Genomic DNA, 22569 nt, shown 5'->3' with positions numbered 1-22569 from the left:
ATGAACTTTCAGCACTTGATCGCTATAACTTATGTGGCTTTCCCCAGACGAAGATGGGCTTTGCAGAAAGCCGGTCAGAGTTGGGTTGTGGCCTACTCTTTGACTTGATTTTCAGTGTAGGGCGCTCGGCATAGAAATCCAATTCGTACCTCACCCCCGCAATTCTTTCATCAATCGTATCTACCCGAACAGTTTCGCGGACACGTCCTGCCACACGGTATCGGGGGTGATGTCGCGCATGCAGCGGTGGTGGCCCAGGGGGCACTGCTGGGGGCCATGCAGACCGCAGGGGCGACAGTCCAGGCTGGTTTCGAGCACGGTGGCTTTGGGGCCGCGCGGGTAAAAGCCGTGGCGGCGCACAGTGGGGCCGAAGATGGCGGTGACGGGGGTACGCTGGGCCCAGGCGATGTGCATGGGGCCGGAGTCGTTGGACAGATAACAGTCGAGGATGGCGAGGTGCGCGGCAAGGTCCACGAGACTGAGCGCGCCGGACAGGTCGATGAGCGCGGGCGTGCCGAGGGTGCCGGAACGCTCGGCCACCTCGCGGGCCACGGCTTCTTCGCCGGGACCGGCAAACAGCACGACGCGCGCGCCTGCGGCGGCGGCGCGGCGGACCACCTCGGCAAAGTACTCGGCGGGCCAGCGCTTGGTGGCCCACACGGAGCCGGGGTGGACACCCAGCAGGGGCACGCCGGGGGCGGCATGCGCGGCGCGGAAGGCGGCGGCCTGTTCACGGGCGGGTTCGGGCAGCACCAGTTCCGGCCAGTCCAGAACCTGGGGAAGGTTCAGGGGCCGCACCAGTTGCAGCAGCCGTTCGATCTCGTCCAGTTCATCAAAGCGGCGCGGCACGGTGTGGGTGTAGAACCACGAATTGAACCACGGCGCGTCGTAGCCGATGCGCACCTTGGCGCTGGTCCAGCGGGCGATGCAGGCGCTGCGCAGGCTGGTGTGGGCGGAAAGCCACAGCGAATGATGCTCGCGCGCCAGTTGCCGCCCCACGCGGGCAGCGGCCATGAGGCCGCTTTCGCCGCCGCGCTTGTCGAATTCGTGCACGCCGGAAAGCTCCGGCTGGGCGGCGAACAGGCTGCCCACGCCGCGCCGCACCCAGAAGTGCAGTTCGGCATCGGGGTAGTTGGCGCGCAAGGTGCGCAACAGTGGCAGGGTCAGCACCGCGTCGCCCAGAAAGGCGGTATTCCAGACACCGATACGGCTCATGACGGTTCGCTCCGCGTACTATCCGGGGAAGAAGAATCGGAAGGAGATGCGCCCGTTGCGTCCGGAGCGGCAACGTCGTCGCCCCCCTGCCCCGCCGCTGCCGCGCCCAGTAGCCACGCGGCGGCGGCAGCAAGGTCGCGCGCCACGGCGTGCGGCCAGTCCGGACGCGCGGCAAGATCGGCGGGGTCGGGTTCGCGCACGGCGGCATCGCCTTCGGGCACGGGCACGCCCAGGGTGCGCGCGGCGGCCTGCCCCTTGCCGGTCAGCACCAGCACCACGCGGCCCAGCCCCGCATCGCGGCCAAAAGCCACATCCTCGGGCTTGTCTCCCACCATGGCGGTGGTGGCGGCGCACAGGCCGTGCCGGTCGCGCAGGGTCAGCCACATGCCCGGCGCGGGCTTGCGGCAGGCGCAGCCGTCGTCCGGGCCGTGCGGGCAGAAGGCCGTGTCGGCCAGCGCCACGCCGTGCTCGCCCAGCAATTCACCCAGACGGTCGTTGCAGGCGTGCAGGTCCGCTTCGGTAAAGTAGCCCCTGCCGATGCCCGACTGGTTGGTAACCAGAAACAGCCGCGCCCCGGCGACGGCCAGGGCGGCAAGGCCCCGGGCCGCGCCCGGCAGCAGCGCGACGCCGGAAGGGTCGGACAGGTAGTGCCGGTCCTCGATGACGGTGCCGTCGCGGTCGAGCAGCACGGCGCCGGGAAATGTACTGGTGGTTGATGCCCGGTTCATGGTGGGGCAACTTGTGGCACGGCGGGCCGCTTTTTTCAAGGCGGCGGCGCGGCACCCGCATTGTGCGTTTGCCGCCCTGATGCAACCCGGCATACCCCGCATTGCTGCCCGCGCCCCGGTCATGCGTTGCCATTCGCCTCCGGGCCGCTTAGGTTGTAGCGATGCGGTGGCCCGGCGGCATGATGTGTCCGCCACCCGCCGCACCACCTGCCGATTCCGCCGTCGGAACATCCGCACCGGACGGCACACTTCCAACACGTACGCCGCGTATCGGCGCACAGGACATTGCATGCTTGCGCTCACCGTGGCCGTTGGGCTTTCGCTCATCATCTCGGCCTGCTGTTCCGTCACTGAGGCCATCCTGTATTCCGTGCCGTGGAGCCACGTGGAGCAGTTGCGCAAATCGGGACGCAAGGCGGGGCAGGTGTTGTTCGAACTGCGCTCGCGCATCGAACAACCCATCACCGCCGTACTCACCCTGAACACCGTGGCCAACACGGCAGGGGCAGCCATTGCCGGGGCCTATGCGGCGGAAGTGCTGGGCGACGCGAACATGGCCGCCTTTGCCGCCGGGTTCACCGTGCTGGTGCTGATTCTGGGCGAAATCATCCCCAAGACCATCGGGGTTGCCCATGCGCGCACGCTGTCGGAATACGTGGCCCGCCCGATACGCGTGCTGGTGGTGGTGCTGATGCCGGTCATCTGGCTGGGGGGACGTATCACCCGGCTGTTCACCCCGCCCGGCGGCGGCGCGCCACATGCCACGGAAGACGACATCCGGGCCATCGTCAGCCTGTCGCGCCGGGCCGGTCGCATCCAGCCGTATGAAGAACTGTCCATCCGCAACATCCTGTCCCTGGACCAGAAGCGGGTGCACGAAATCATGACCCCGCGCACGGTGGTCTTTTCGCTGCCTGCCGCCATGACCGTGGCCGACGCCCATGAGCAGCCGGACTTCTGGCATTACAGCCGCGTGCCGGTGTGGGGAGAGCACAACGAAGACGTGGTGGGCATAGTCACCCGCCGCCGCGTGCTCAAGGAAGTGGCCGATGACAACGACGCCCTGCGCCTTTCCGAAGTGATGCAGCCCGTGCACTTCGTGCCGGACACCCAGACCCTGGACCGCACCCTGTTGCAATTCCTGGATGCGCGCACCCACCTGTTCGTGGTGCTGGACGAGTACGGCGGCCTTGCGGGGGTCATTTCGCTGGAAGACGTGCTGGAAGAGATACTGGGCCGCGAAATCGTGGACGAAACGGACCGGGTGGACGATTTGCAGGAACTGGCCCGACGCCGCCGTGCGGAACTGGCACGTGACAAGTAATAATTACTGTTAGCAATCAAAACTGTAAGCATATCCACGCTGATTCCGGCATGTTACCCTGCGAGAACGCATGTTGTGAAAGCCTTTGCACGCAGGCTACCCCCTTGCCACGGCGGCGGAAACGCCGTATGCCAGATGCAGCCGCATGCGACATTTCCGTAGGGACCGGGGCCATTTCGGGCACCTCTTCTCCGGATGGTCACACGGCTACGCCCCGATGCAATCCGGTGCCGCCACACGGTGCCGCGAGTCGATACACAGTTCGCGGCCGGTAAACGACCGGCGGATCATGCGGACGGCCACGCCAGCCGCCCGCACGGCGCCATCGGCGCCTGCACCACGAACGCGCCCGCGCAGCCAAAGGAACCCTTCCGGCAACGGCATGGAGGGACGCAATCCCCCGGCCTTCGCGTGATGCGGCGGCGCACTTCCCTCCTTTCCGGGAATGGTCGGCCACAGGCTCGACACCACCGGAGCGAGAAGGGAAGCCATAAGGACCACACATGTCGAAGAAGAACGGCAAAAGCCTGTACCTCGTGGCCCTCGCCCTGTTTCTGGGCGGGGTGGGCTATCTGGTGTTTTCGGGCTTTTCCCAGAACAGCGTGTACTTCCTGAACGTTTCGGAAGCCCTCGCCATGCCCTCGGAGAAATTGCAGTCCATCCGCATGTTCGGCACGGTGGCCACCCAGGGCATCGCCAGGCTGGACGACGGTCCGGGGGTGCGCTTTCTGCTCGAAGACAAGGACAATCCCGGGCAGACCGTGCGGGTGATGTACCGCGGGGCCGTGCCCGACACCTTCAAGGAAGGCGTCGAGGTCATCGTGGAAGGCGGCATGCCCCAGGGCGGAACCGCCGGTGAATTCCGCGCCAAGACGCTGATGACCAAGTGTCCCTCGAAATACGAAAAAGAAAACCGTAAGGGATGACGTCCGGCGGTTGACGCAGCGCGGACTGGCCCGCCCTCCGTTCCGGCCCCGCGGCTGACGGGTGGCCGTGTCGGCACGCGCCGCACATCCATGTCCGCGCCTCCATCCGGATCATGCGCCAGAGGCACACCGCGCGGCGGATTCCGCCTCGCTCCACGCCCTCCGGCACTCCGGTCCGGCGGCAGGCTCACCGCGTCTACGCATCCCTCACATATCGGCAGGAGACTTCATGCACCTTTCCGCCTACTTGCTGCTTGTCGCGTCGCTGCTATTCGCCCTCTTCTTTGCCGGGGCGGCAGCCGCGCAACTGTGGCAGGGGCGCTCCACGGCACTGCCGTGGATCGAAAAGGCGCACCTGATGCTGACCGGGTTCATGACCCTGTCATCCGTGGTGCTGCTGCACGCCCTTGTCAACTTCGACTTCTCGCTCATCTACGTCGCCAGCTACACCGACCGCGCTCTGCCGCTGTTCTACCGCCTGACGGCCTTCTGGGCCGGACAGGCCGGGTCCATGCTGTTCTGGGGCTGGTCCGTGGCCCTGTTCGGGGTCATCTTTGCCCTTACCCGCGGCTACCGCGACCTCAGCCCCCAGACCAAGCTGTGGTACTGGCTGTTCTTTCTGGCCGTCATGGCCTTCTTCCTGCTCATCCTCACCGCGTGGAGCAATCCGTTCATCACCGCCGCCCCGGCCCCTGCCGACGGCAACGGTCTGAACCCGCTGCTCCAGAACCCCGGCATGATCTTCCATCCGCCGTTGCTCTTCCTGGGCTACGGCGGCTTCGCCATCCCCGGCTGTCTCGCCCTGGCCCAGGCCATGAGCAACGGCTATGGCCGCGAGGGCGCGTGGGCGGGCATTTCCCGGCCCTTCACCCTGACGGCGTGGCTGTTCCTGACCGCAGGCATCGTGCTGGGCGGCTGGTGGTCGTACATGGAACTGGGCTGGGGCGGCTACTGGGCATGGGACCCGGTGGAAAACGCCTCGCTCATCCCGTGGCTGGTCTCCACCGCGTTCCTGCACACCTCGGTCATCGAGTCGCGGCGCGGCAAGCTGCACCGCGTGAACATCCTGCTCATGGCGCTGACCACCATCTCCGCCTTCTTCGCCACCTATCTGGTGCGCAGCGGGGTTGTTGATTCGCTGCACGCCTTCGGCGACGGCGGCGTGGGCCGCCCGCTGCTGATCTTCATCCTGGCCTCCATCGCACTTACCGTGGCGGTGACGCTGATCTGGCGCAAGGACGACGCCAAGCCCCTTTCCGGCATCGACAGCCGCGAAGGATTCCTGGTGCTGGTGGCCTGGGTGCTGCTGGCCCTTTCCGCCATCATTCTCGTTGCCACCATGTGGCCTGTGTTCAGCAAGTTCTGGGTCGAAAAGCCCATGGGGCTGGAGCCCGCCTTCTACAACCGGGTGTGCCTGCCGCTGTTCGCGGGCATTGCCGTGCTGCTGTCCATATGCCCCTGGCTGGGCTGGAAGGGCGGCGTGCGCAGCATGCCGAAGCTGCTGGCCGTGCTGGGGGTGATGGCCGCCGTCACCGCCATGACCTGGTACACCTACCGCATGCCCATGGCCGCCCTTGGCGCGGGCGCTGGCGCGGCCTGCGTGGCGGGCATCATCATCCTGCTGACCACGGAAAGCCACGTGCGGCGCAACAACGCTTCGCTGGCCGCCCACGGCGTGCATCTGGGCCTGGCCCTGATGGTGCTGGGCGTGGCCTTTTCCGGCCCGTACAAGCTGGAGCAGGAAGTGGAGATTCCCCGCGACGCCACGGTAAAGCTGGGCAAGTACGACCTGCGCTACGTGAACCTGTACGAGGGCGAAGGCGCGGGCTTCATCTTCATCGAGGCCGAACTGAACGTCACCCGCGAGGGCGCGCCCGTGGGCGTGCTGTCGCCCCAGCGCCGCCTGTACGCCAAGTTCGACCGTCAGGCCTATGCCGAGGCGGCCACCATCTTCGGCCTTGGCGACGAACTGTACGCCACCCTGCTGGGGGTCGATTCCTCCGGCGCGGCCACCCTGAAGGTCAGCGTCAACCCGCTGGTGAACTGGGTGTGGATTGGCGGCACGCTGATGTGCATCGCGCCCTTTCTGGGGCTGCGCCGTCCGTCCTCGTCGCGCGAAGAGGACGACGACACCGGAGACGGGCAGGAGGCATGATGCTGCTCCGGCTGACCAAGGTCGCCAAGTTCTACGGCAACCGGCTGGTAATCAAGGACGTCTCGTTCGAGGTGTCCCCCGGCACGGTCACGCTGCTGGCCGGTCCCAACGGGGCGGGCAAATCCACGCTGCTCAAGCTGATGGCCGGACTTTCCCGCCCCAGCTCGGGCAACGTGGAACGCGGCATCGCGGACGAAGCCCTTGGCTACCTCGGTCACCAGACCTTCATCTATCCCGAGCTCACCGCCTTCGAGAACCTGGCCTTCTGGGCGCGCCTGCACGGCCTTGCTCCGGAGCGTTGCTCTGAAGACGCCTTGCTGGCCGCCCTTGAGCGCATGGAACTGAAGCGCTTCGCCTTCGAACGGGCGGGCGGCTTTTCGCGCGGGATGGCCCAGCGGCTGAACCTTGCACGGGTGCTGCTGCTGTCGCCGTCGCTGCTGCTGCTGGATGAACCGGGCACCGGGCTCGACACCCGGTCCATGGCCATCCTGCATCGCGAAATCGCCGCCGCGCGCGACCGGGGCGCGGGCATCGTCTGGATCAGCCATTCCGTGACCGAAGACCTTGCCCGGGCCGACCGGGTGCTGGCCATTGCCGAAAAGCGCGTGGTCTACAGCGGCCCTGCCGCCGACTACGTTCCGGAGGCCGTGGCATGCTGAGCGCCGCCCTTGCCATCGCATCGAAAGACCTGCGCCTGCTGCTGTCACGCGGCACCGGCCTGGTTCAGGCCCTGCTGCTGGGACTGTTGCTGATCTTCGTGTTCAGTCTGTCGCAGCGAGTGGGCGAGGTGATGGGCCCGCAGGGTGCCGCCGCCATCTTCTGGCTGGCGTCCGCCTTCTGTCAGGTGCTCATCTTCAATACCCTGTTCGCCATCGAGGAAGCCAACGGCGCGCGCTTCGGCCTGCTGCTGGCCCCTGTGCCGGTGCAGGCCGTGTGGCTGGGCAAGGGCATTGCCGGGTTTACCCTGCTGCTCTGCGCCCAGGCCGTGTTCCTGCCCGCCGCCATCGTCTTCCTGGGCCAGTCCGTATCACCCCTGTGGCATGTGGGCCTGGCCACCGTGCTGCTGGCGGATGTGGGCATCGTGGCCCTGGGCGCGCTGCTGGGTGCGCTGTCGCAAGGGCAGGCCGCCCGCGAATCGTTGCTCAGCATCGTGCTGTTTCCGCTGCTGGTCCCGGTGCTGCTTGCGGGCATCCGGGTGGGCGCCGCCGCCTTCGCCGACGACATCCCCGAAGGGGTGGAATCATGGCTGGGGCTGGTGGCCGCCTTTGACGCGCTGTTCCTTGGCGCAGGCATCGTGCTCTTTCCCTTCGTGTACGGCGGGGAAGAATAGCTGAAAGCAACTGATCAGGGGGCTCTGCCCCCTGGCCCCCGCAGGGGGGCCGCGCCCCCTTGACCCCATTTTCGGAACCGGCCCGCTTCGCGGTCCGATTCCGGACAAGTAGTGAACTTTGAACATCCCCTTATAAAAAGTTTGGGGGGATGGGGGTCCGGGGGAAGGAGACCCTTTTCAAAGGGTCCCTTCCCCCGGAAAAGAAATACAATGCCGCCCAGGCGGCAGCGAGGCACCCATGCAAACGAACCGGCTTTCCCCCGTGATGCCCCTTGTCGGGATTATCGCGGGCCTGGCCCTCGCGCTCTGCCAATACCTGATCTTCGTGTACGCCCCCGTGGAACAGGCCATGGGCATCGTGCAGAAGATCTTCTACTTTCACATGCCGCTGGCGTGGTGGTCGCTGATCAGCTTCCTTACCGTGTTTGCGGCCAGCATCGCCTTTCTGCGCACCCGCAACTGGAAGTGGGACGCGCTGTCCGGCGCCGCCGCCGAGGTGGGCGTGCTGTTCAGCGGCCTTGCCCTCATCACCGGCTCCATCTGGGGCCGCCACTCCTGGGGCGTCTGGTGGACGTGGGACCCGCGACTGACCACCACTCTGGTCATGTGGTTCGTGTACGCGGGCTACCTTGTGCTGCGCACCCTCGATCTGCCGCGCGAGCGGCTGGGCACCGTTTCCGCCGTGGTGGGCATAGTGGCCTTCCTCGACGTGCCGCTGGTGTTCCTGTCCGCCCGGCTGTGGCGCTCCATCCACCCCGCCGTGTTCGCATCGAAAGGCGGGGGACTGGAACCGGAAATGAAGACCACCGTCATCGTCTGCATCGTCGCCTTCGGCTTTCTGTGGGTGGCGCTGACCTGGCTGCGCGCGACGCAGCGGCGCATGGCGGCACGCATCGACGTGCTTGCGACGGAAACCACCATCTAGCCTTGTGAAAGGCAGGAGGTTCGAAAAATATGGAAAGTACCCAATGGCTCCTGATCGCCAACGTGGCCGTATGGCTCGGCATCGGCGGCTACCTGTTCCTGATGGCCCGCGCGCAGCAGACCCTGGACCGGCGCATTCGCCACATGGAGATGCTGGCCAATGACAAATAGCACCCTGACCATGACTCCGCTGGACGGCAGCCGCAAGCTGGTGCTGCTGGCCGTGTGCGTTGGCCTTGCCTGCATGCTGGGCGCGTCGTTCCTGTACCGTCTGTCCAACCCTTCGCTGGTGCAGCAGGGGCGCGGCCCCGCCGCGCAGGAACAGGCAGGGGAACACGATGGCGAGATGGAAGTGGTGTCCGCGCTGATGCAGAAGGTGCAGCAGAACCCCACCGACGCGGGCGCGCTGTTCGCCCTTGGCCAGCACTTTCTGGATCACTCCGATTGGGCCCGCGCCGAAAGCTTTCTGGCCCGCGCCGTGGTGGCCGCCCCGGCGGACCCGCAGCCGCTGTACATGCTGGGCATCGCCCAGTATCAGCAGCAATCCTTCGACAAGGCTGCGGAAACCTTCGAGCGGCTCATCGAAATCGATCCCCAGCCCGCCGCGCGCTTCAACCTTGGCATCCTGTACCGCCACTACCTGAAGGCCGAAGCCAAGGGTAACGCCCATCTGAAAGCCATACTGGAAGACGCCAAGGCCCCGGAAGACCTCAAGGCCCAGGCCCGGCAGGAACTGGAGTCGCCCACCCACGGCGACACCGGCAAGGTGCCCGAGGAAAAAAAGCAGGACAAAAAGCAGTAGCGGGCGCAACCCCGCAACATGACGACACACACCGGAAGGGGCGGACCACCGCCCCTTTCGTGCATGCGAAACACCGTCGCGGCCTCCGCTTCTGACGCCGCCAGGCAGCGCCGGGATGCAGTTGGAAACGGCCCTGCGCCCGGTGCTCCGCCTCCTGTCCGCAACTGATTGGGGAACCAACCCGATTCTTGACAAATACCCGGCCCGACCAGTATGATGGTTGATTAAATTTTGACATATTTGTCAAACCTGCCAAGCCCAACGACCCGCCCTTCGTTCGGAGGCAGACGGGGAAAACGGTCCGGAGCCGCGCGGCCCGGACGCTCCAACCAACCCGCCCGGAGAGAGATCATGAGCAAGATCGTGTGCAAGGCACTGACGTTCGACGACGTCCTGCTGCAGCCCGGCTATTCCGAAGTCACCCCCGACCTCGTGGACGTCTCCACCTGGCTCACCCCCGAAATCCGCCTCAACATTCCCCTGCTCAGCGCCGCCATGGACACCGTGACCGATTCCGGCATGGCCATTTCCATGGCCCGCAACGGCGGCGTGGGCGTCATCCACAAGAACATGCCCGTGGACCGCCAGCGCATCGAAGTCGAAAAGGTCAAGAAGTCCGAAAGCGGCATGATCATCGACCCCGTGACCATCGACCCCGACTATTCCGTGCGCCAGGCCCTGGAGCTGATGGCCGAATACCGCGTGTCCGGCCTGCCGGTGGTGCGCGGGGTGGAACTGGTGGGCATTCTGACCAACCGCGACGTGCGCTTCGTCAAGGACCTGGAAGGCACCCAGGTGCGCGAGGTGATGACCAGCAAGAACCTGGTCACCGTGCCCGTGGGCACCACCCTGGACGAGGCCAAGGACCTGCTGCACGCGCACCGCATCGAAAAGCTGCTGGTGGTGGACGAGGGCAATCGCCTGAAGGGCCTCATCACCATGAAGGACATCGACAAGGTCCAGAAGTACCCGAATTCGTGCAAGGACGACAACGGTCGCCTGCGCGTGGGCGCCGCCATCGGCATCGGCAAGGACTGCGAGGAACGCGCGGGCGCCCTGCTGGCCGCGGGCGTGGACTTTCTGGTGCTGGATTCCGCCCATGGCCACTCGCGCAACGTGCTGCGCGCCATCGAAATGGTCAAGGGCGCCTTCCCCAAGTGCCAGCTGGTGGCGGGCAACGTGGCCACCTACGAAGGGGCGAAAGCCATCCTGAAGGCGGGGGCCAACACCGTGAAGGTGGGCATCGGCCCCGGCTCCATCTGCACCACCCGCATCGTGGCGGGCGTGGGCGTGCCCCAGGTGACCGCCATCCTCGAATCCGTGCGCGCCGCACGCGAGCTTGACCGCTGCATCATCGCCGACGGCGGCGTGAAGTTCTCGGGCGACGTGGTGAAGGCCATCGCCATGGGCGCGGACACCGTGATGATCGGCAGCCTGTTCGCCGGTACCGACGAAAGCCCGGGCGAAACCATTCTCTATCAGGGCCGCTCGTACAAGATCTATCGCGGCATGGGCTCCATCGACGCCATGAAGGAAGGCAGCTCCGACCGCTACTTCCAGGAAAAGAGCAAGAAGCTGGTGCCCGAAGGCATCGTGGGCCGCGTGCCCGTGAAGGGTCCGGTGGCCGAAAGCCTGTACCAGCTGGTGGGCGGCCTGCGTTCCGGCATGGGGTACGTGGGCGCGGCGGACATCAGGGAATTGCAGGACAAGGCGCAGTTCGTGGAAATCTCTGCGGCGGGGCTTCGTGAAAGCCACGTGCATGATGTGATCATTACCAAGGAATCGCCCAACTACCGCATCGACAACAACTAGCCGCTCGGTATTTCCGGTTCCGGCATCGTCAGGCATCGGAGGCGGCTCGGGTCACGTACCGGCAGAGCGCGCTGCGGTCGCCATCCGTAATGCTCGCAAGCTCGCATAACGGCTGCCGCACGCTCCCCTTGCCGCCCCTCGCCTTCCTTGCCGGAACCGAAACTCCCTTCGCGGCTGAGATCACGCATTGCAGCAGAAAGGCAGAAATGCCCTCCCCGCAAGCGCCAAGCCAGACACCACAGCCTCACAACGCATATCACGATTGCCCGAAGCACCCCGCGCGGGCGACAGAGGACAGCACATGGAAGCACAGACCAAGGTCATCATCATCGACTACGGTTCGCAGGTGACGCAGCTCATCGCCCGCCGCGTGCGCGAGGCTGGCGTCTACTCCGAAATCCACCCCTGCATCGTCACGGCGGACCAGGTGCGCGCCATGAAGCCCGCCGCCGTCATCCTGTCCGGCGGCCCGGCCAGCGTGGGCGAGGCAGACGCCCCCACCCTGGACAAGGGCCTGCTGGAACTCGGCGTGCCGGTTCTGGCCATCTGCTACGGCATGCAGCTTCTGGGGCACAACCTGGGCGGCCAGCTGGCCACCTCGGAAACCCGCGAATACGGCCCCTCCGACCTTACCCTGCTGGGCGACTGCCCGCTGTGGGACGGCATCGACAAGTCTGCCCCCACCCGCGTGTGGATGAGCCACGGCGACAAGGTCAAGACGCCCCCGCCCGGCTTTGCCGTGGTGGGCCGCACCGCCACCCTGGACGTGGCGGCCATGGCCGATAATGCCCGCCGCATCTACGCCGTGCAGTTCCACCCCGAAGTGCACCACACCGAGGAAGGCGCCCGCATCATCAGCAACTTCCTGTTCCATGTGGCCAGGCTGAAGGCCGACTGGACCATGTCCTCGTTTGTCGAGCGCGCCATCAAGGAAATGGCCGAAACCGTGGGCGACCGCCACGTGGTGTGCGCGCTTTCGGGCGGCATCGACTCCACCGTGGTGGCCGTGCTGCTGCACAAGGCCATCGGCAAGCGCCTGCACTGCATCTTCGTGGACAACGGCGTGCTGCGCCTGAACGAAGGCCAGGAAGTGGTGGACTACCTGCGCGAGCACTTCGACCTGAACCTGAAGTACGTGCAGGCCCAGCGCCGCTTCCTCGACAAGCTGGAAGGCGTGGACGACCCCGAGCAGAAGCGCAAGATCATCGGCTACACCTTCATCGAGGTGTTCGACGAGGAAGCCAAAGCCCTTGGGCACGTGGACTTCCTGGCGCAGGGCACCCTGTACCCCGACGTGATCGAGTCGGTGTCGCACAAGGGTCCTTCCGCCGTCATCAAGAGCCACCACAACGTGGGCGGCCTGCCGGAAAAGATGAACCTGAAGCTCATCGAGCCGCTGCGCGAACTGTTCAAGGACGAAGTGCGCAAGGTGGCGGGCGAACTGGGCCTGCCGGACTTCATCATCTGGCGCCACCCCTTCCCCGGCCCCGGCCTTGCCATTCGCGTCATCGGCGAAATCACCGAGGAACGCCTGGACATCCTGCGCAAGGCCGACAAGATCGTGCAGGCCGAGCTGATGTCCTCCGGCTGGTACCGCAAGGTGTGGCAGGGTTTTGCCGTGCTGCTGCCGCTGAAGACCGTGGGCGTCATGGGTGACGGCCGCACCTACGAGCACGTCATCGCCCTGCGCATCGTGGACAGTGTGGACGCCATGACGGCGGACTGGGCACGCTTGCCTTCCGAACTGCTTGAGCGTATTTCGAGCCGGATAATCAACGAGGTTAAGGGCGTGAACCGCGTGGTCTACGACATCTCCTCGAAGCCGCCGAGCACCATCGAATGGGAATAGGCGGACGGCGTTCGCACCAGTGAATGCCCGGCGGACGCGCGGGGGTCGCAAGGCCCCCGTGACGCCCCCGCCACCTTCGGCCGAAGGGCCGCGCCCACGCGCGGCGCCCACGGGGCATGGCCGGTCATCCCGGCCCCGACCCGCAGCACTGCAACCAAGGCGGTCTGTCTTCCATGTTCGGCATCGGCAGCACGGAACTTCTCGTCATCATGGTCGTGGCCCTCATCGTCCTCGGTCCCAAGAACCTGCCCAACATCGCGCGTACACTGGGCAAGGCACTGGGTGAATTCCGCAGGGTTTCCACCGACTTTCAGCGCACGCTGAACACCGAGATCGAACTCGACGATCACGAGCGCCGCAAGAAGGAAGCCGAAAAGGAATTCTTCGACGACAAGGCCAAGGCCGAAGCCCCCAAGGCAGAACCGCAAAAGGCCGAAGCGGCTGCCACCACCGTGGAAACCGCCACCGAATCCACCGGTAAGAACGCATGAGCCGGGACGACAAGGACGCCGCCAAGGCGGGGCCCGTGTCCGAAGGCGACCGCGAGAAGCTTCCGGCGACGGACAAACCGGACGCCACCGAACCGGACGCGTACGATCCGGACGCGGCGGAACGCAACGCCTGCGAACTGGACGCCATAGAGGCCTGCGAGCGCAAGGCCGCCGAGCAGGCGAATGCCCCGCAAGGCGCAGCCGGAGAAGCCGCCCAGACTGCCGCAGAGGATGCCGCGGGGGATGCACCGGCGCCCACTGATGCGCCCGAGGGCGAAGGCTCCAACGGTGTCGCCCCCGACAGTACCGCCCCTGACAGTACCGCCCCTGACGGCGCTGCCCCCGACGCGGGGCAGGCTGGGTCCGTTTCGACCGGCTCCGAACCCGCCGAGGCGCGGTCCGTCGAAAACGTGATCGCTGCCGCCGTGCTGCCCGACTACGAGCCGGACGGCACGGACGGTTCCGGCTCGGACAGCTCCGATGCCGCTGCTTCGGCGGGTCGGAACGGCTCCGACTCTCCGCCCCCTGACGACACGGACGCCCCGGTCGAAGCCTCCACCCCGGAGACCGCCGTGGTGTCCGCCCCCCCGCGCGACCTCAGCGAAGCCGTGGACCGCGCCAGCAAGGAAGACGAAGCCGCCACCGAGGGTGGTCGCTCCATGACCCTGCTGGACCATCTTTCCGAACTGCGCGTGCGCCTGGTGCGCAGCCTCATCGCGCTGGCCGTGGGTTTTTTCGCCTGCTACGGCTTTGCCGAACAGCTGTTCAACTACCTGATGATCCCGCTGACCCGGGCGCTGCCGGCCGGGGCCAAGCTGATCTACACCGCCCTGCCCGAGGCGTTCTTCGTCTACATGCAGGTGGCGCTGGTGGCCGGGGCCTTCCTGGCCAGCCCGTACCTGTTCTACCAGATATGGTCGTTCATCGCGCCCGGCCTGTACGACGAGGAAAAGCGCCACGTCATCCCCATTGCCGGGGCCTCTGCGCTGTTCTTCGTGGCGGGTGCGGCGTTCTGCTATTTCCAGGTGTTCCCGTATGCCTTCGAGTTCTTCGTGGGCTTCGCCACCGACACCATCGCGCCCATGCCCAAACTGGACGAGTATCTGGGCTTCACGCTCAAGATGCTGCTGGCCTTCGGGCTGATCTTCGAGATGCCGTTGTTCGCGTTCTTCCTGTCGCGGCTTGGCATCGTCACCGCGCAGGGGATGCGCAAGACCCGCAAGTACGCCATCCTCGGCATCTTCGTCGTGGCGGCCATCCTTACCCCGCCGGATGTTTTCTCGCAGATGATGATGGCGGCGCCCATGCTTGTGCTGTATGAAATAAGCATCCTCGTGGCCGCCACATTCGGAAAGAAGAAGCGCAGCGCGGAAGATGACGATGCGGCGGAAGAAGCAGAGTCCGGCGAGGGTGACAAGCCCGATCCCGACACGGCCATGCAGGGCGACTAACCCGCGCTGCAGTCCGCAACGGTCCACACACATGAACCCTGCACCCCGTAAGGAGCCCGAGATGAGCCAACGCAGCGCCGCCGTGTTCCGCGAAACCAAGGAGACCTCCATCCGCCTCGACCTCGTGGTGGACGGGCAGGGCTTGGTCAACGTGCATACCGGGTTCGGCATGGCGGACCATGTCATCACCCTGGCCGCGTTCTGGGCCGGGTTCGACCTTACCCTGTCCTGTACCGGCGACCTGGAAATCGACGCCCATCACACCGTGGAGGACGTGGGCCTGTGCCTGGGCCAGGCCCTGGCCGAAGCCCTGGGAGAACGGTCGGGCATCGCCCGCGTGGGTTTTGCCCGCGTGCCCATGGATGAAGCGCTGGCCGACGTTTGCATCGACATTTCCGGTCGTCCGTGGCTTGAATGGCGCGGGGACGACCTTCTGCCGCCCGTCATCGCCGGGCAGGAACGCGACCTGTGGCGCGAGTTCCTGAAGGCGTTCGCCTCGGCCGCCCGCATGAACCTGCACGTCTCGTTCCTGTACGGCAGGAACGGTCACCACTTGCTGGAATCCGCCGCCAAGGGGCTGGGACTTGCCCTGCGCCAGGCGGTGCGCCGTGACCGCGAGACGCTGCTCAGCACCAAAGGGAGCCTAGACTGATGCGTACCCATCGCGGTTTCATCGCCTTCCCGGTGTCGGGCGCGCTGCTCGCGCTGCTCGTCCTCACCCTGCTCGTCGCCCTGCCCGGCTGCTCGCAACGCCAGCGCGGCCCGGCCCCGCTGCCAGAGGCCACCATCGGCGTGGCCGCCTTCACCCAGCCCACGGCCATGGCCGATCTGCTGGCCGGGTACATTCCCGAGGACCAGCAGCGGGTGTCTGAAGAAACCTTTGCCGATCTCGACCGCACCTTCGGCGACATCCTGCGTGGCGAAACCAAGCGGATTTACAGCTTTGCCGCCACCAAGCCCTCGCTTTCCGCCCAGGTAGGCGGGCGCACCGGCGGTCGGCCGCAGGCGCTGGCCTACTGGGTGGAAGTGGGCCGCAAGGCCGACGTGGACTTTCTGCTGGTGCCCCAGGTCGTCGACATGCGCGAGCGCAAGGGCAGCGACATGGGCGTCACCGAATCGGCCAGCATCATGATGGATGTCTTCCTCATCGACGTGAAGGGCGGCACCCTGGTCAAGCGTTCCAACTACGACGAAAAGCAGATGGGCCTTGCGGACAACCTGCTGGAAGTGGGCAAGTTCATGGGGCGCAAGGGAAAGTGGCTGTCGGCCCTTGACCTGGCCAAGGAAGGGATGCGCAAGGCCATCAAGGAGTTCGGTCTGTGATCCTTTTCCCCGCCGTGGACATCAAGGACGGTCGCTGCGTGCGGCTGCGGCAGGGCCGCGCCGACGCCGAAACCGTGTTTTCCGACGACCCGGCCGCCATGGCCCGCCACTGGCAGGACCAGGGCGCCAAATGGCTGCATGTCATCGATCTGGATGGCGCCTTCAGCGGCATGCCCGCCAACTTCGAGCTGATCCGCCGCATCTGCGCCGACCTTTCTGTGCCGGTACAGCTTGGCGGCGGCATCCGCGACGAGGCCACGGCCAAGGCCTACCTTGACGCCGGGGTGCAGCGGCTGATCATCGGCACCGTGGCCCTGGAGGAACCGGACCTGTACGCCCGCCTGTGCGCCGCCTTTCCGGGGCGCATCGGGGTTTCGCTGGACGCCGAAGGCGGCAGGCTGAAGACCAAGGGCTGGGTGGCCGATTCCGGCCTGACCGTGGACGACGTGCTGCCCCGCCTGCTGGACGCGGGCACCGCCTTTGTCATCTACACCGACATCGACCGCGACGGCATGCAGACCGGGGTAAACCTGGCCGCGCTGGAACGGCTGGCGGGCATGTGCCCGGTGCCGGTCATCGCGGCGGGTGGCGTGGCCACGCTGGAGGACGTGCGGGCGCTATACCCGCTGACGCAGACGTCAAGCGTGGAAGGCGCCATCACTGGCCGGGCCATTTACACCGGCACCCTCGACCTACACGCGGCCATGGAGTGGATTGCGGCGCAATAAGTGTGGGGCGCGGGCGCGTGAGAGATTTGGACAGGAGAGTTGAGCGAGGGGGCTGCGGTAGCGCGGCCCCTTTTTCATTGTGCCTCCAGAGCATGGGAATTAGGTGGTGCGCGGTTGCGACCGGCCTCTACGAAGACAGTCGTGCCCTGTTGATCACGCCCGATTTCGTTATGCCTCCGGCGGGCAGGGGGAAGGGGTGTACGCGGTTGTGCCCGGCCTCTACGAAGACAGCCGTGCCCCGTTGACCACGCTCGATCTCGTTATGCCTCCGGCGGGTGGAGGGCTGGCGCGTTAGTGGGCACGGCATCTACGAAGACAGTCGTGCCCTGTTGATCACGCCCGATTTCGTTATGCCTCCGGCGGGCAAGGGGCCGCTGAGCGGCGGCCCCTTGCAACCCCGCGCTCCGGGGGCGCTGCCCCCTGGGCCCCCGGCGTATCTTGCGCGGCGTCCCTTCGGCGGCAGCTTCCCTTCGGCGCAGGGCGCCTTCGGGTGATCTGCCGCCGGTGACGCCAATGCGCACATCACTCTCGTAGCCACAACCACACCCAGTTGCCTCAGCAATACTCACCCTGCGCCGCATTCTTGCGCCGGGCAGCTTCCCTGCGGCGCTGGCGCGCCTCGGGCGATCTGCTCGGCTGAATGCGTATGCGCACAAGGCTCCCGCTGGCATGGCACAACGAAGCACCTCTACCAACGCCCTCGTCGCGACGCATGTGCCGCCGTCAAAGCCCGGCGTCACACGCTTCTACGCACGAAACACGAGCGATGGACAAACGCGTTGTTGTATTGTGGTCACCTGCTTACTTCCATGAAAATGCACGCCCTTCGCTTGAGCGCAAAAACCTTCGCGCGGCGATACGCATCCGCAGCCGGAGATCGCCGCCGGAGGCTTTGCGACGGCGGAAGCTCCGGCGGTAACGGATGCGCGCCGCGACGAGGGGGAAGGTAAAAGCACCCTCGTTGTGCTATGCCACCGAGAGCCATGTGCACATCGCATTCCCGGCACCAGATCACCCGAAGGCGCCTTGCGCCGAAGGGAAGCTGGCGACGAAGGAATGCGGTGCAGGACGACTCGGGGGTCCAGGGGGCGCAGCCCCTTGGAACGCGGGGATGCAAGGGGCCATCGTTCCATGGCCCCTTGCCCGCCGGAGGCATAACAAAATCGAGCGTGGTCAACGGGGCACGACGGTCTCCGTAGAAGCCGGGTGCAACCGTGCACCACCTCCCCCCCCCTTCCCCCCCTGCCCCCCATACGCTATGCCTTCCCCACGCACACTCACGGAGGACCAATGCCCGACCAGACCAAGCCTGCGGCCAGCCCCGCCGCCCTCCCCACCCTGCATTACCGCTACGCGCACACTTCTACAGAGGCCACCACCGGCTATTTCGCCTGCGAGCCTCCGGCGGACATGACCTTCGAACAGGGCCTCGACCGGCTGGAGGCCACGCCCCGTGACGAATTCCTGCACAGCCATCTGCTGCGCATTGCCGCCGTGTTCCCCCCGGAACGCATGGCTGCCCTTCTGGACGGCCTTGATCCCATCGCACGCCCCGCCACCACCGCCCTGCTGCGCGAGGCGTGCCTGCTGAACCCCGACCTTTCCGGCCTGCTTCAGGCCGCTCCGGCCCCCACGCCGGAAGCCCTTGCCGCCATCGAAGCCGCCACCCCGCACATCGCCCTGCGCTGGCACGCCCAGCCCGACCACGACCTGCACCGCGCATGGTGCGAGGTGTTCCGCGACAACATGCACAACCACCGCATGCTGCCGCAGCTAGAGGATATGGACATCCCCCCGCTGTTCGACCCGGCGGAAATTCTCGACGGCGCGGAGCGCCCGGTGGCCACCGCCGCCGACATCCGCGCCCTGCTGGCCATGGAGCCCGCAGACCCCGCCCCCTGGCAGCGCCCGCCGTCGCACGAGACGGCATCCATCGCGCTGGAGCGACTGGTGGAAAACGGCATCATTGCCGGGGTCGAAATGCGCCACGAGGCGTCCCTTTCGCCCATTGCCCTGCTGCGCCGCTGGAATGTGGACATGACCGTGCGCTGCGGCGCGCTCGACTACACCCTGAAGGGCGAGGGCACCACCTACGGCCGGGGCCTGTCCCTGGCCGACGCGCGCGCCTCCTACGCCATGGAGATGGTGGAACGCGCCTCGTCCTACGTCTCCGTGGGCGAGGTGGACGGGCAACCGCACGTGCTCGACCGGGCCACCCCGCAGCCGCTGCTGCGCGCCCGCCTGTCCGAACTGCTGGCCGATGGCCGCGAGGTGCTGCCTCCCCACGCCATCCCGCTGGAAGCGCCCTATCAGGACCAGCCCCTGTACTGGCTCACCGGGCACACCCCCGACGACGCGGGCGGCACGCGGCCCGTGCTGGTGCCCGCACAGATGGCCTATCTGTTCTGCAATCTGGACGAAATCGCCCTGTTCTCGGCGTCCGGCTCCACCGGCCTCGCCACCGGCAACATCATGGCCGAGGCCAAGGTGGCCGCGCTCACAGAAATCCTTGAGCGCGACGCCGAAGCCACCATGCCCTATGACCGTTCGCAGTGCTTCCGTCTGGTCACGGACGACGCGCGCCTGCAATCCCTGCTGGACGACTACGCCGCGCGCGGCATCCACATCCAGTTCCAGGACCTGACCACCGAGTTCGGCGTGCCCTGCTACAAGTGCTTCGTGGTAGGGCCGCGCGGTCAGGTGGCGCGCGGCACCGGCGCGGGCCTTTCCGGTCGCCGGGCCGTGCTTTCCGCCATGACCGAAACGCCCTTCGCCTACCCCAACGGCGGCCCCTCCGGCCCCGGCGTGCGCGGCCTGCCCGAACGCAAGCTGGAAGACCTGCCCGACCTGGCCCTGGAATCGCCCCAGCGCAATCTGGCGCTGCTGGAAACCCTGTTCGCCGTCAACCGCATGGCGCCCGTGTACGTGGAACTTACCCACGCCGACCTGGAATTCCCCGTGGTCAAGGCGCTGGTGCCCGGACTGGAATCCACCGCCGACTTCGACACGTGGTCGCGCATGAGCCGCCGGTTGTTCCGCAATTACCTGAGGTTGCGGGGATAACACGGGGAGAAGAAAATAAAGAGTTAACCGGGGAAGGGGAGGGTACTTTGAAAAGTACCCTCCCCTTCCCCGGACCCCATCCCCTCCCTCAAACTTTCTGGTAGGGGTGGATGCAGACGGCCCAGTGCCGACACATCACGGGCAGGCTGATGGCATGGCCGACAGCGGATGCCCGTTGAAATTTCATCGCCAAGGAGCCCGGTCATGCTGCACACGCCGCGCGCCCGCAGGGGCATGGTCGTCACCCCCCACCACCTTGCCTCGCAGGCGGGCCTTGCCATCCTGCGCGAAGGCGGCAATGCCGTGGAGGCCGTGGTGGCGGCAGCCGCCACGCTGTGCGCCGTCTACCCGCACATGACCGGCCTTGGCGGCGACGGTTTCTGGCTGATTCACGAACCCGGCGCGCCCGCCCCTGTGGGCATCGACGCCAGCGGACGCTCCGGCGCTGCGGTGACCCCGGACCTGCTGCGCGCGGCGGGGCATACGCACCAGATACCCCGACGCGGCCCGCTGGCCGCCATCACCGTGGCAGGAGCCGTATCCGGCTGGGCGGCGGCGCTGGACCACGCCTGCGCCTGGGGTCCGGCCCTGCCCCTGCCCCGCCTGCTGGAAGAAGCAGAATGGCACGCCCGACACGGCTTTACCGTCACCACAGGGCACCATGAACTGGTACGTGCCAACGTGGAATCGCTGACCGCGCAACCCGGCTTTGCCGCACAGTTCCTGTCAGACGGCGCGTGCCCGCCGGAAGGAAGCACCCTGCGCCTGCCCGCCCTGGCCGATACCCTGCACACGCTGGGCACGCGCGGGCTGGACGACTTCTACCGAGGGCGGGTGGCCGCCGCCATGGCCGCAGACCTTGCCGAAGCGGGCTCGCCCCTCACGGCGGTGGACCTTGCGGACCACCATGCGTCGCTGGTGGCTCCGCTGTCCCTGCGCCTGGAGCAAGGGCAGGTATTCAATCTGCCACCACCGTCGCAGGGGGTGGCCTCGCTGTGCATCCTCGGCATCTTCGAACGGTTGCGCAGTGCTGGCGCCTCCATCGAGCCGGAAACCTTCGCCCACCTCCACGCCATAGTGGAAGCCACCAAGCGCGCCTTCCGGATGCGCGACGGCCTTGTGGGCGACCCCGACCATGCCCCCTACCCGCCCGTGAACCCCCTGCACCCCGACCGGCTGGACGCCCTTGCCCGCGACGTGGACATGGCCCGCGCCCTGCCGTGGCCCGCGCCGCCCTCCGGCGGCGACACGGTGTGGCTGGGCGCGGTGGACGCGCAGGGGCGCGCCGTCAGCTGCATCCAGAGCATCTACTTCGAATTCGGGTCCGGCGTGGTCCTGCCGCGCACCGGCATCACCTGGCAGAACCGGGGCTGCGGCTTTTCCCTCCAGGCGGGCAGCCCTGCCTCGCTGGCCCCGCGCCGCAAGCCGTTCCACACCCTGAACCCTGCCATGGCCCTGCTGGCCGACGGCAGGGTCATGCCGTACGGCACCATGGGCGGCGAGGGCCAGCCCCAGACCCAGGCCGCCGTGTTCACACGCCATGTGGTTTTCGGCCAGTCGCTGCAACGGGCCGTCAGCGCCCCGCGCTGGTTGCTGGGGCGGACGTGGGGAGACGACGCCGTACATCTGCGGCTGGAGGGCCGCATCGCCCCGGACGTTGCCGACGCGCTGCGCGCCGCCGGGCACCCCGTGCGCATGGTGGACGACTACGACCCGGTCATGGGACATGCCGGGGCCATCGTGCGCCATGCGGACGGCACGCTGGAAGGCGCGGCAGACCCGCGCGGCGACGGCTGCGTGGCCGCGTGGTGATGCTCAGGCCACGCCCAGGCTCTCGCACACGTTGACCACCAGTTGTTCCGGCGTTCTTCCGTCCGGCAACAGAAAATGCAGCACGCCCATGCACAGGGTTTCCAGTTCCAGCGCCTCGCGGCAGAACCTTTCGCCGGGCTCGCCGGACAATCCCAGCTCCGCGGCCAGCCGCACCGGGTTGGTCATCATGTAGAACACCCGCGCCCCGTCGCGCAGACAGGCCCGCAGGTGTTCGTCGCGCACGGCGGATACCGGTGCCGCCAGCACCAGCCCGGTACGGCAACACAGCTCCGTCACCACTTCGGGTGCGGCATCGTCCTCCGGCGCGGCCGCCTGCATGCCGAAGCGTTGCGCCACCAGTTCCGCCAGTTGCCGCCTGCCGCTGCCCGGCAGCCCCAGGATCACGATGCGCTCTGCCGCCGGGGTGAAGGGGGGCCTGCGCCCCGCGCGCGACACGGTCATGGTGGCGTCGGCATCGCCCACGTCCTGCCTGCGCATGACGAACCCGGAGGTATCGAACCTGTCCTTTCCTTCGCTTCCGCTCATTCCGCACTCCTATCATCATGTATCATGTTGATTTTGACGCTTCTTTGATTAACACTACTCAACACTCACAGTGCCGGACACACTCGTTTC

20 protein-coding genes are annotated in these 22569 nt (G+C 66.7%); 17 read left to right on the top strand and 3 right to left on the bottom strand.

Translation table 11 applies throughout. The features are described from left to right. Positions 1-180: 180 nt before the first annotated feature. Positions 181-1215, bottom strand: a complete 1035-nt coding sequence (waaF, locus tag DESTE_RS16675) for a lipopolysaccharide heptosyltransferase II (RefSeq protein ID WP_035069072.1) — start codon at positions 1213-1215, stop codon at positions 181-183. Next, positions 1212-1943 carry a D-glycero-alpha-D-manno-heptose-1,7-bisphosphate 7-phosphatase gene (locus DESTE_RS16670; protein ID WP_051384527.1) on the bottom strand — a complete coding sequence of 244 codons (732 nt, stop codon included), beginning with the start codon at positions 1941-1943 and terminating at the stop codon, positions 1212-1214. The genes waaF and DESTE_RS16670 overlap by 4 nt, the downstream gene beginning before the upstream one ends. Positions 1944-2232: 289 nt before the next feature. Here DESTE_RS16670 and DESTE_RS16665 point away from each other — a divergent pair, with 289 nt between their 5' ends. The 17 genes from DESTE_RS16665 to DESTE_RS16590 all read left to right on the top strand — a co-directional run bounded on the left by DESTE_RS16665 (position 2233) and on the right by DESTE_RS16590 (position 21933). Then, positions 2233-3267: a hemolysin family protein gene (locus DESTE_RS16665; RefSeq protein ID WP_035069070.1), complete on the top strand. Its 1035-nt coding sequence runs from the start codon at positions 2233-2235 to the stop codon at positions 3265-3267. Positions 3268-3770: 503 nt separating this feature from the next. After that, positions 3771-4193 (top strand): cytochrome c maturation protein CcmE, encoded by a 423-nt coding sequence (locus tag DESTE_RS16660; RefSeq protein WP_035069068.1) that lies wholly within the window; start codon positions 3771-3773, stop codon positions 4191-4193. A gap of 229 nt (positions 4194-4422) precedes the next feature. After that, the gene (locus DESTE_RS16655; RefSeq protein WP_035069065.1) at positions 4423-6348 is read left to right on the top strand and encodes a heme lyase CcmF/NrfE family subunit; all 1926 of its coding nucleotides are present in this window, start codon (positions 4423-4425) and stop codon (positions 6346-6348) included. Beyond that, the gene (locus DESTE_RS16650; protein WP_035069062.1) at positions 6348-7007 is read left to right on the top strand and encodes an ABC transporter ATP-binding protein; all 660 of its coding nucleotides are present in this window, start codon (positions 6348-6350) and stop codon (positions 7005-7007) included. The genes DESTE_RS16655 and DESTE_RS16650 overlap by 1 nt, the downstream gene beginning before the upstream one ends. Continuing rightward, entirely contained in the window at positions 7001-7678 is a 678-nt protein-coding gene (locus tag DESTE_RS16645) for a heme exporter protein CcmB (RefSeq protein WP_035069059.1), read from the top strand. Before DESTE_RS16650 ends, DESTE_RS16645 begins: the two co-directional genes overlap by 7 nt. 238 nt (positions 7679-7916) lie before the next feature. Continuing rightward, the gene (locus tag DESTE_RS16640) at positions 7917-8603 is read left to right on the top strand and encodes a cytochrome c biogenesis protein (RefSeq protein WP_035069057.1); all 687 of its coding nucleotides are present in this window, start codon (positions 7917-7919) and stop codon (positions 8601-8603) included. A gap of 29 nt (positions 8604-8632) precedes the next feature. Beyond that, the gene (locus DESTE_RS17805; protein WP_084559510.1) at positions 8633-8773 is read left to right on the top strand and encodes a CcmD family protein; all 141 of its coding nucleotides are present in this window, start codon (positions 8633-8635) and stop codon (positions 8771-8773) included. Beyond that, a complete protein-coding gene (locus DESTE_RS16635; RefSeq protein ID WP_035069054.1) occupies positions 8763-9404 on the top strand; it encodes a tetratricopeptide repeat protein in 642 nt (213 codons plus the stop codon). Before DESTE_RS17805 ends, DESTE_RS16635 begins: the two co-directional genes overlap by 11 nt. 351 nt (positions 9405-9755) lie before the next feature. Further along, positions 9756-11216: an IMP dehydrogenase gene (gene guaB / locus DESTE_RS16630; RefSeq protein ID WP_035069051.1), complete on the top strand. Its 1461-nt coding sequence runs from the start codon at positions 9756-9758 to the stop codon at positions 11214-11216. A 301-nt stretch (positions 11217-11517) separates the two neighbouring features. Then, the gene (gene guaA / locus DESTE_RS16625) at positions 11518-13065 is read left to right on the top strand and encodes a glutamine-hydrolyzing GMP synthase (RefSeq protein WP_035069048.1); all 1548 of its coding nucleotides are present in this window, start codon (positions 11518-11520) and stop codon (positions 13063-13065) included. A 173-nt stretch (positions 13066-13238) separates the two neighbouring features. Beyond that, positions 13239-13556, top strand: a complete 318-nt coding sequence (gene tatB, locus DESTE_RS16620) for a Sec-independent protein translocase protein TatB (protein ID WP_035069045.1) — start codon at positions 13239-13241, stop codon at positions 13554-13556. 659 nt (positions 13557-14215) lie between these two features. Continuing rightward, on the top strand, positions 14216-15007 hold the full coding sequence (tatC, locus tag DESTE_RS18710; RefSeq protein WP_035070786.1) for a twin-arginine translocase subunit TatC: 792 nt from the start codon (positions 14216-14218) through the stop codon (positions 15005-15007). A gap of 61 nt (positions 15008-15068) precedes the next feature. After that, entirely contained in the window at positions 15069-15659 is a 591-nt protein-coding gene (locus DESTE_RS16610) for an imidazoleglycerol-phosphate dehydratase (protein WP_015946737.1), read from the top strand. Continuing rightward, positions 15659-16330 carry a hypothetical protein gene (locus DESTE_RS16605; RefSeq protein ID WP_035069042.1) on the top strand — a complete coding sequence of 224 codons (672 nt, stop codon included), beginning with the start codon at positions 15659-15661 and terminating at the stop codon, positions 16328-16330. Before DESTE_RS16610 ends, DESTE_RS16605 begins: the two co-directional genes overlap by 1 nt. Next, the gene (hisA, locus tag DESTE_RS16600) at positions 16327-17058 is read left to right on the top strand and encodes a 1-(5-phosphoribosyl)-5-[(5-phosphoribosylamino)methylideneamino]imidazole-4-carboxamide isomerase (protein WP_035069039.1); all 732 of its coding nucleotides are present in this window, start codon (positions 16327-16329) and stop codon (positions 17056-17058) included. Before DESTE_RS16605 ends, hisA begins: the two co-directional genes overlap by 4 nt. 1290 nt (positions 17059-18348) lie before the next feature. After that, a complete protein-coding gene (locus tag DESTE_RS16595; RefSeq protein WP_035069036.1) occupies positions 18349-20121 on the top strand; it encodes a YcaO-like family protein in 1773 nt (590 codons plus the stop codon). Positions 20122-20325: 204 nt separating this feature from the next. Beyond that, complete coding sequence (locus DESTE_RS16590) at positions 20326-21933, top strand: gamma-glutamyltransferase family protein (protein WP_035069034.1); 1608 nt, start codon at positions 20326-20328, stop codon at positions 21931-21933. Positions 21934-21936: 3 nt separating this feature from the next. Here DESTE_RS16590 and DESTE_RS16585 read toward each other — a convergent pair whose 3' ends face one another. After that, entirely contained in the window at positions 21937-22479 is a 543-nt protein-coding gene (locus tag DESTE_RS16585) for a hypothetical protein (protein WP_035069031.1), read from the bottom strand. Positions 22480-22569: the final 90 nt, after the last annotated feature.

Origin of the sequence: Nitratidesulfovibrio termitidis HI1, assembly GCF_000504305.1 — a bacterium.
Taxonomy (GTDB): Bacteria; Desulfobacterota; Desulfovibrionia; order Desulfovibrionales; family Desulfovibrionaceae; genus Cupidesulfovibrio; species Cupidesulfovibrio termitidis.
Note: the sequence above shows the minus strand (reverse complement) of the source record. Positions and strands in the feature narration are given on the sequence as shown.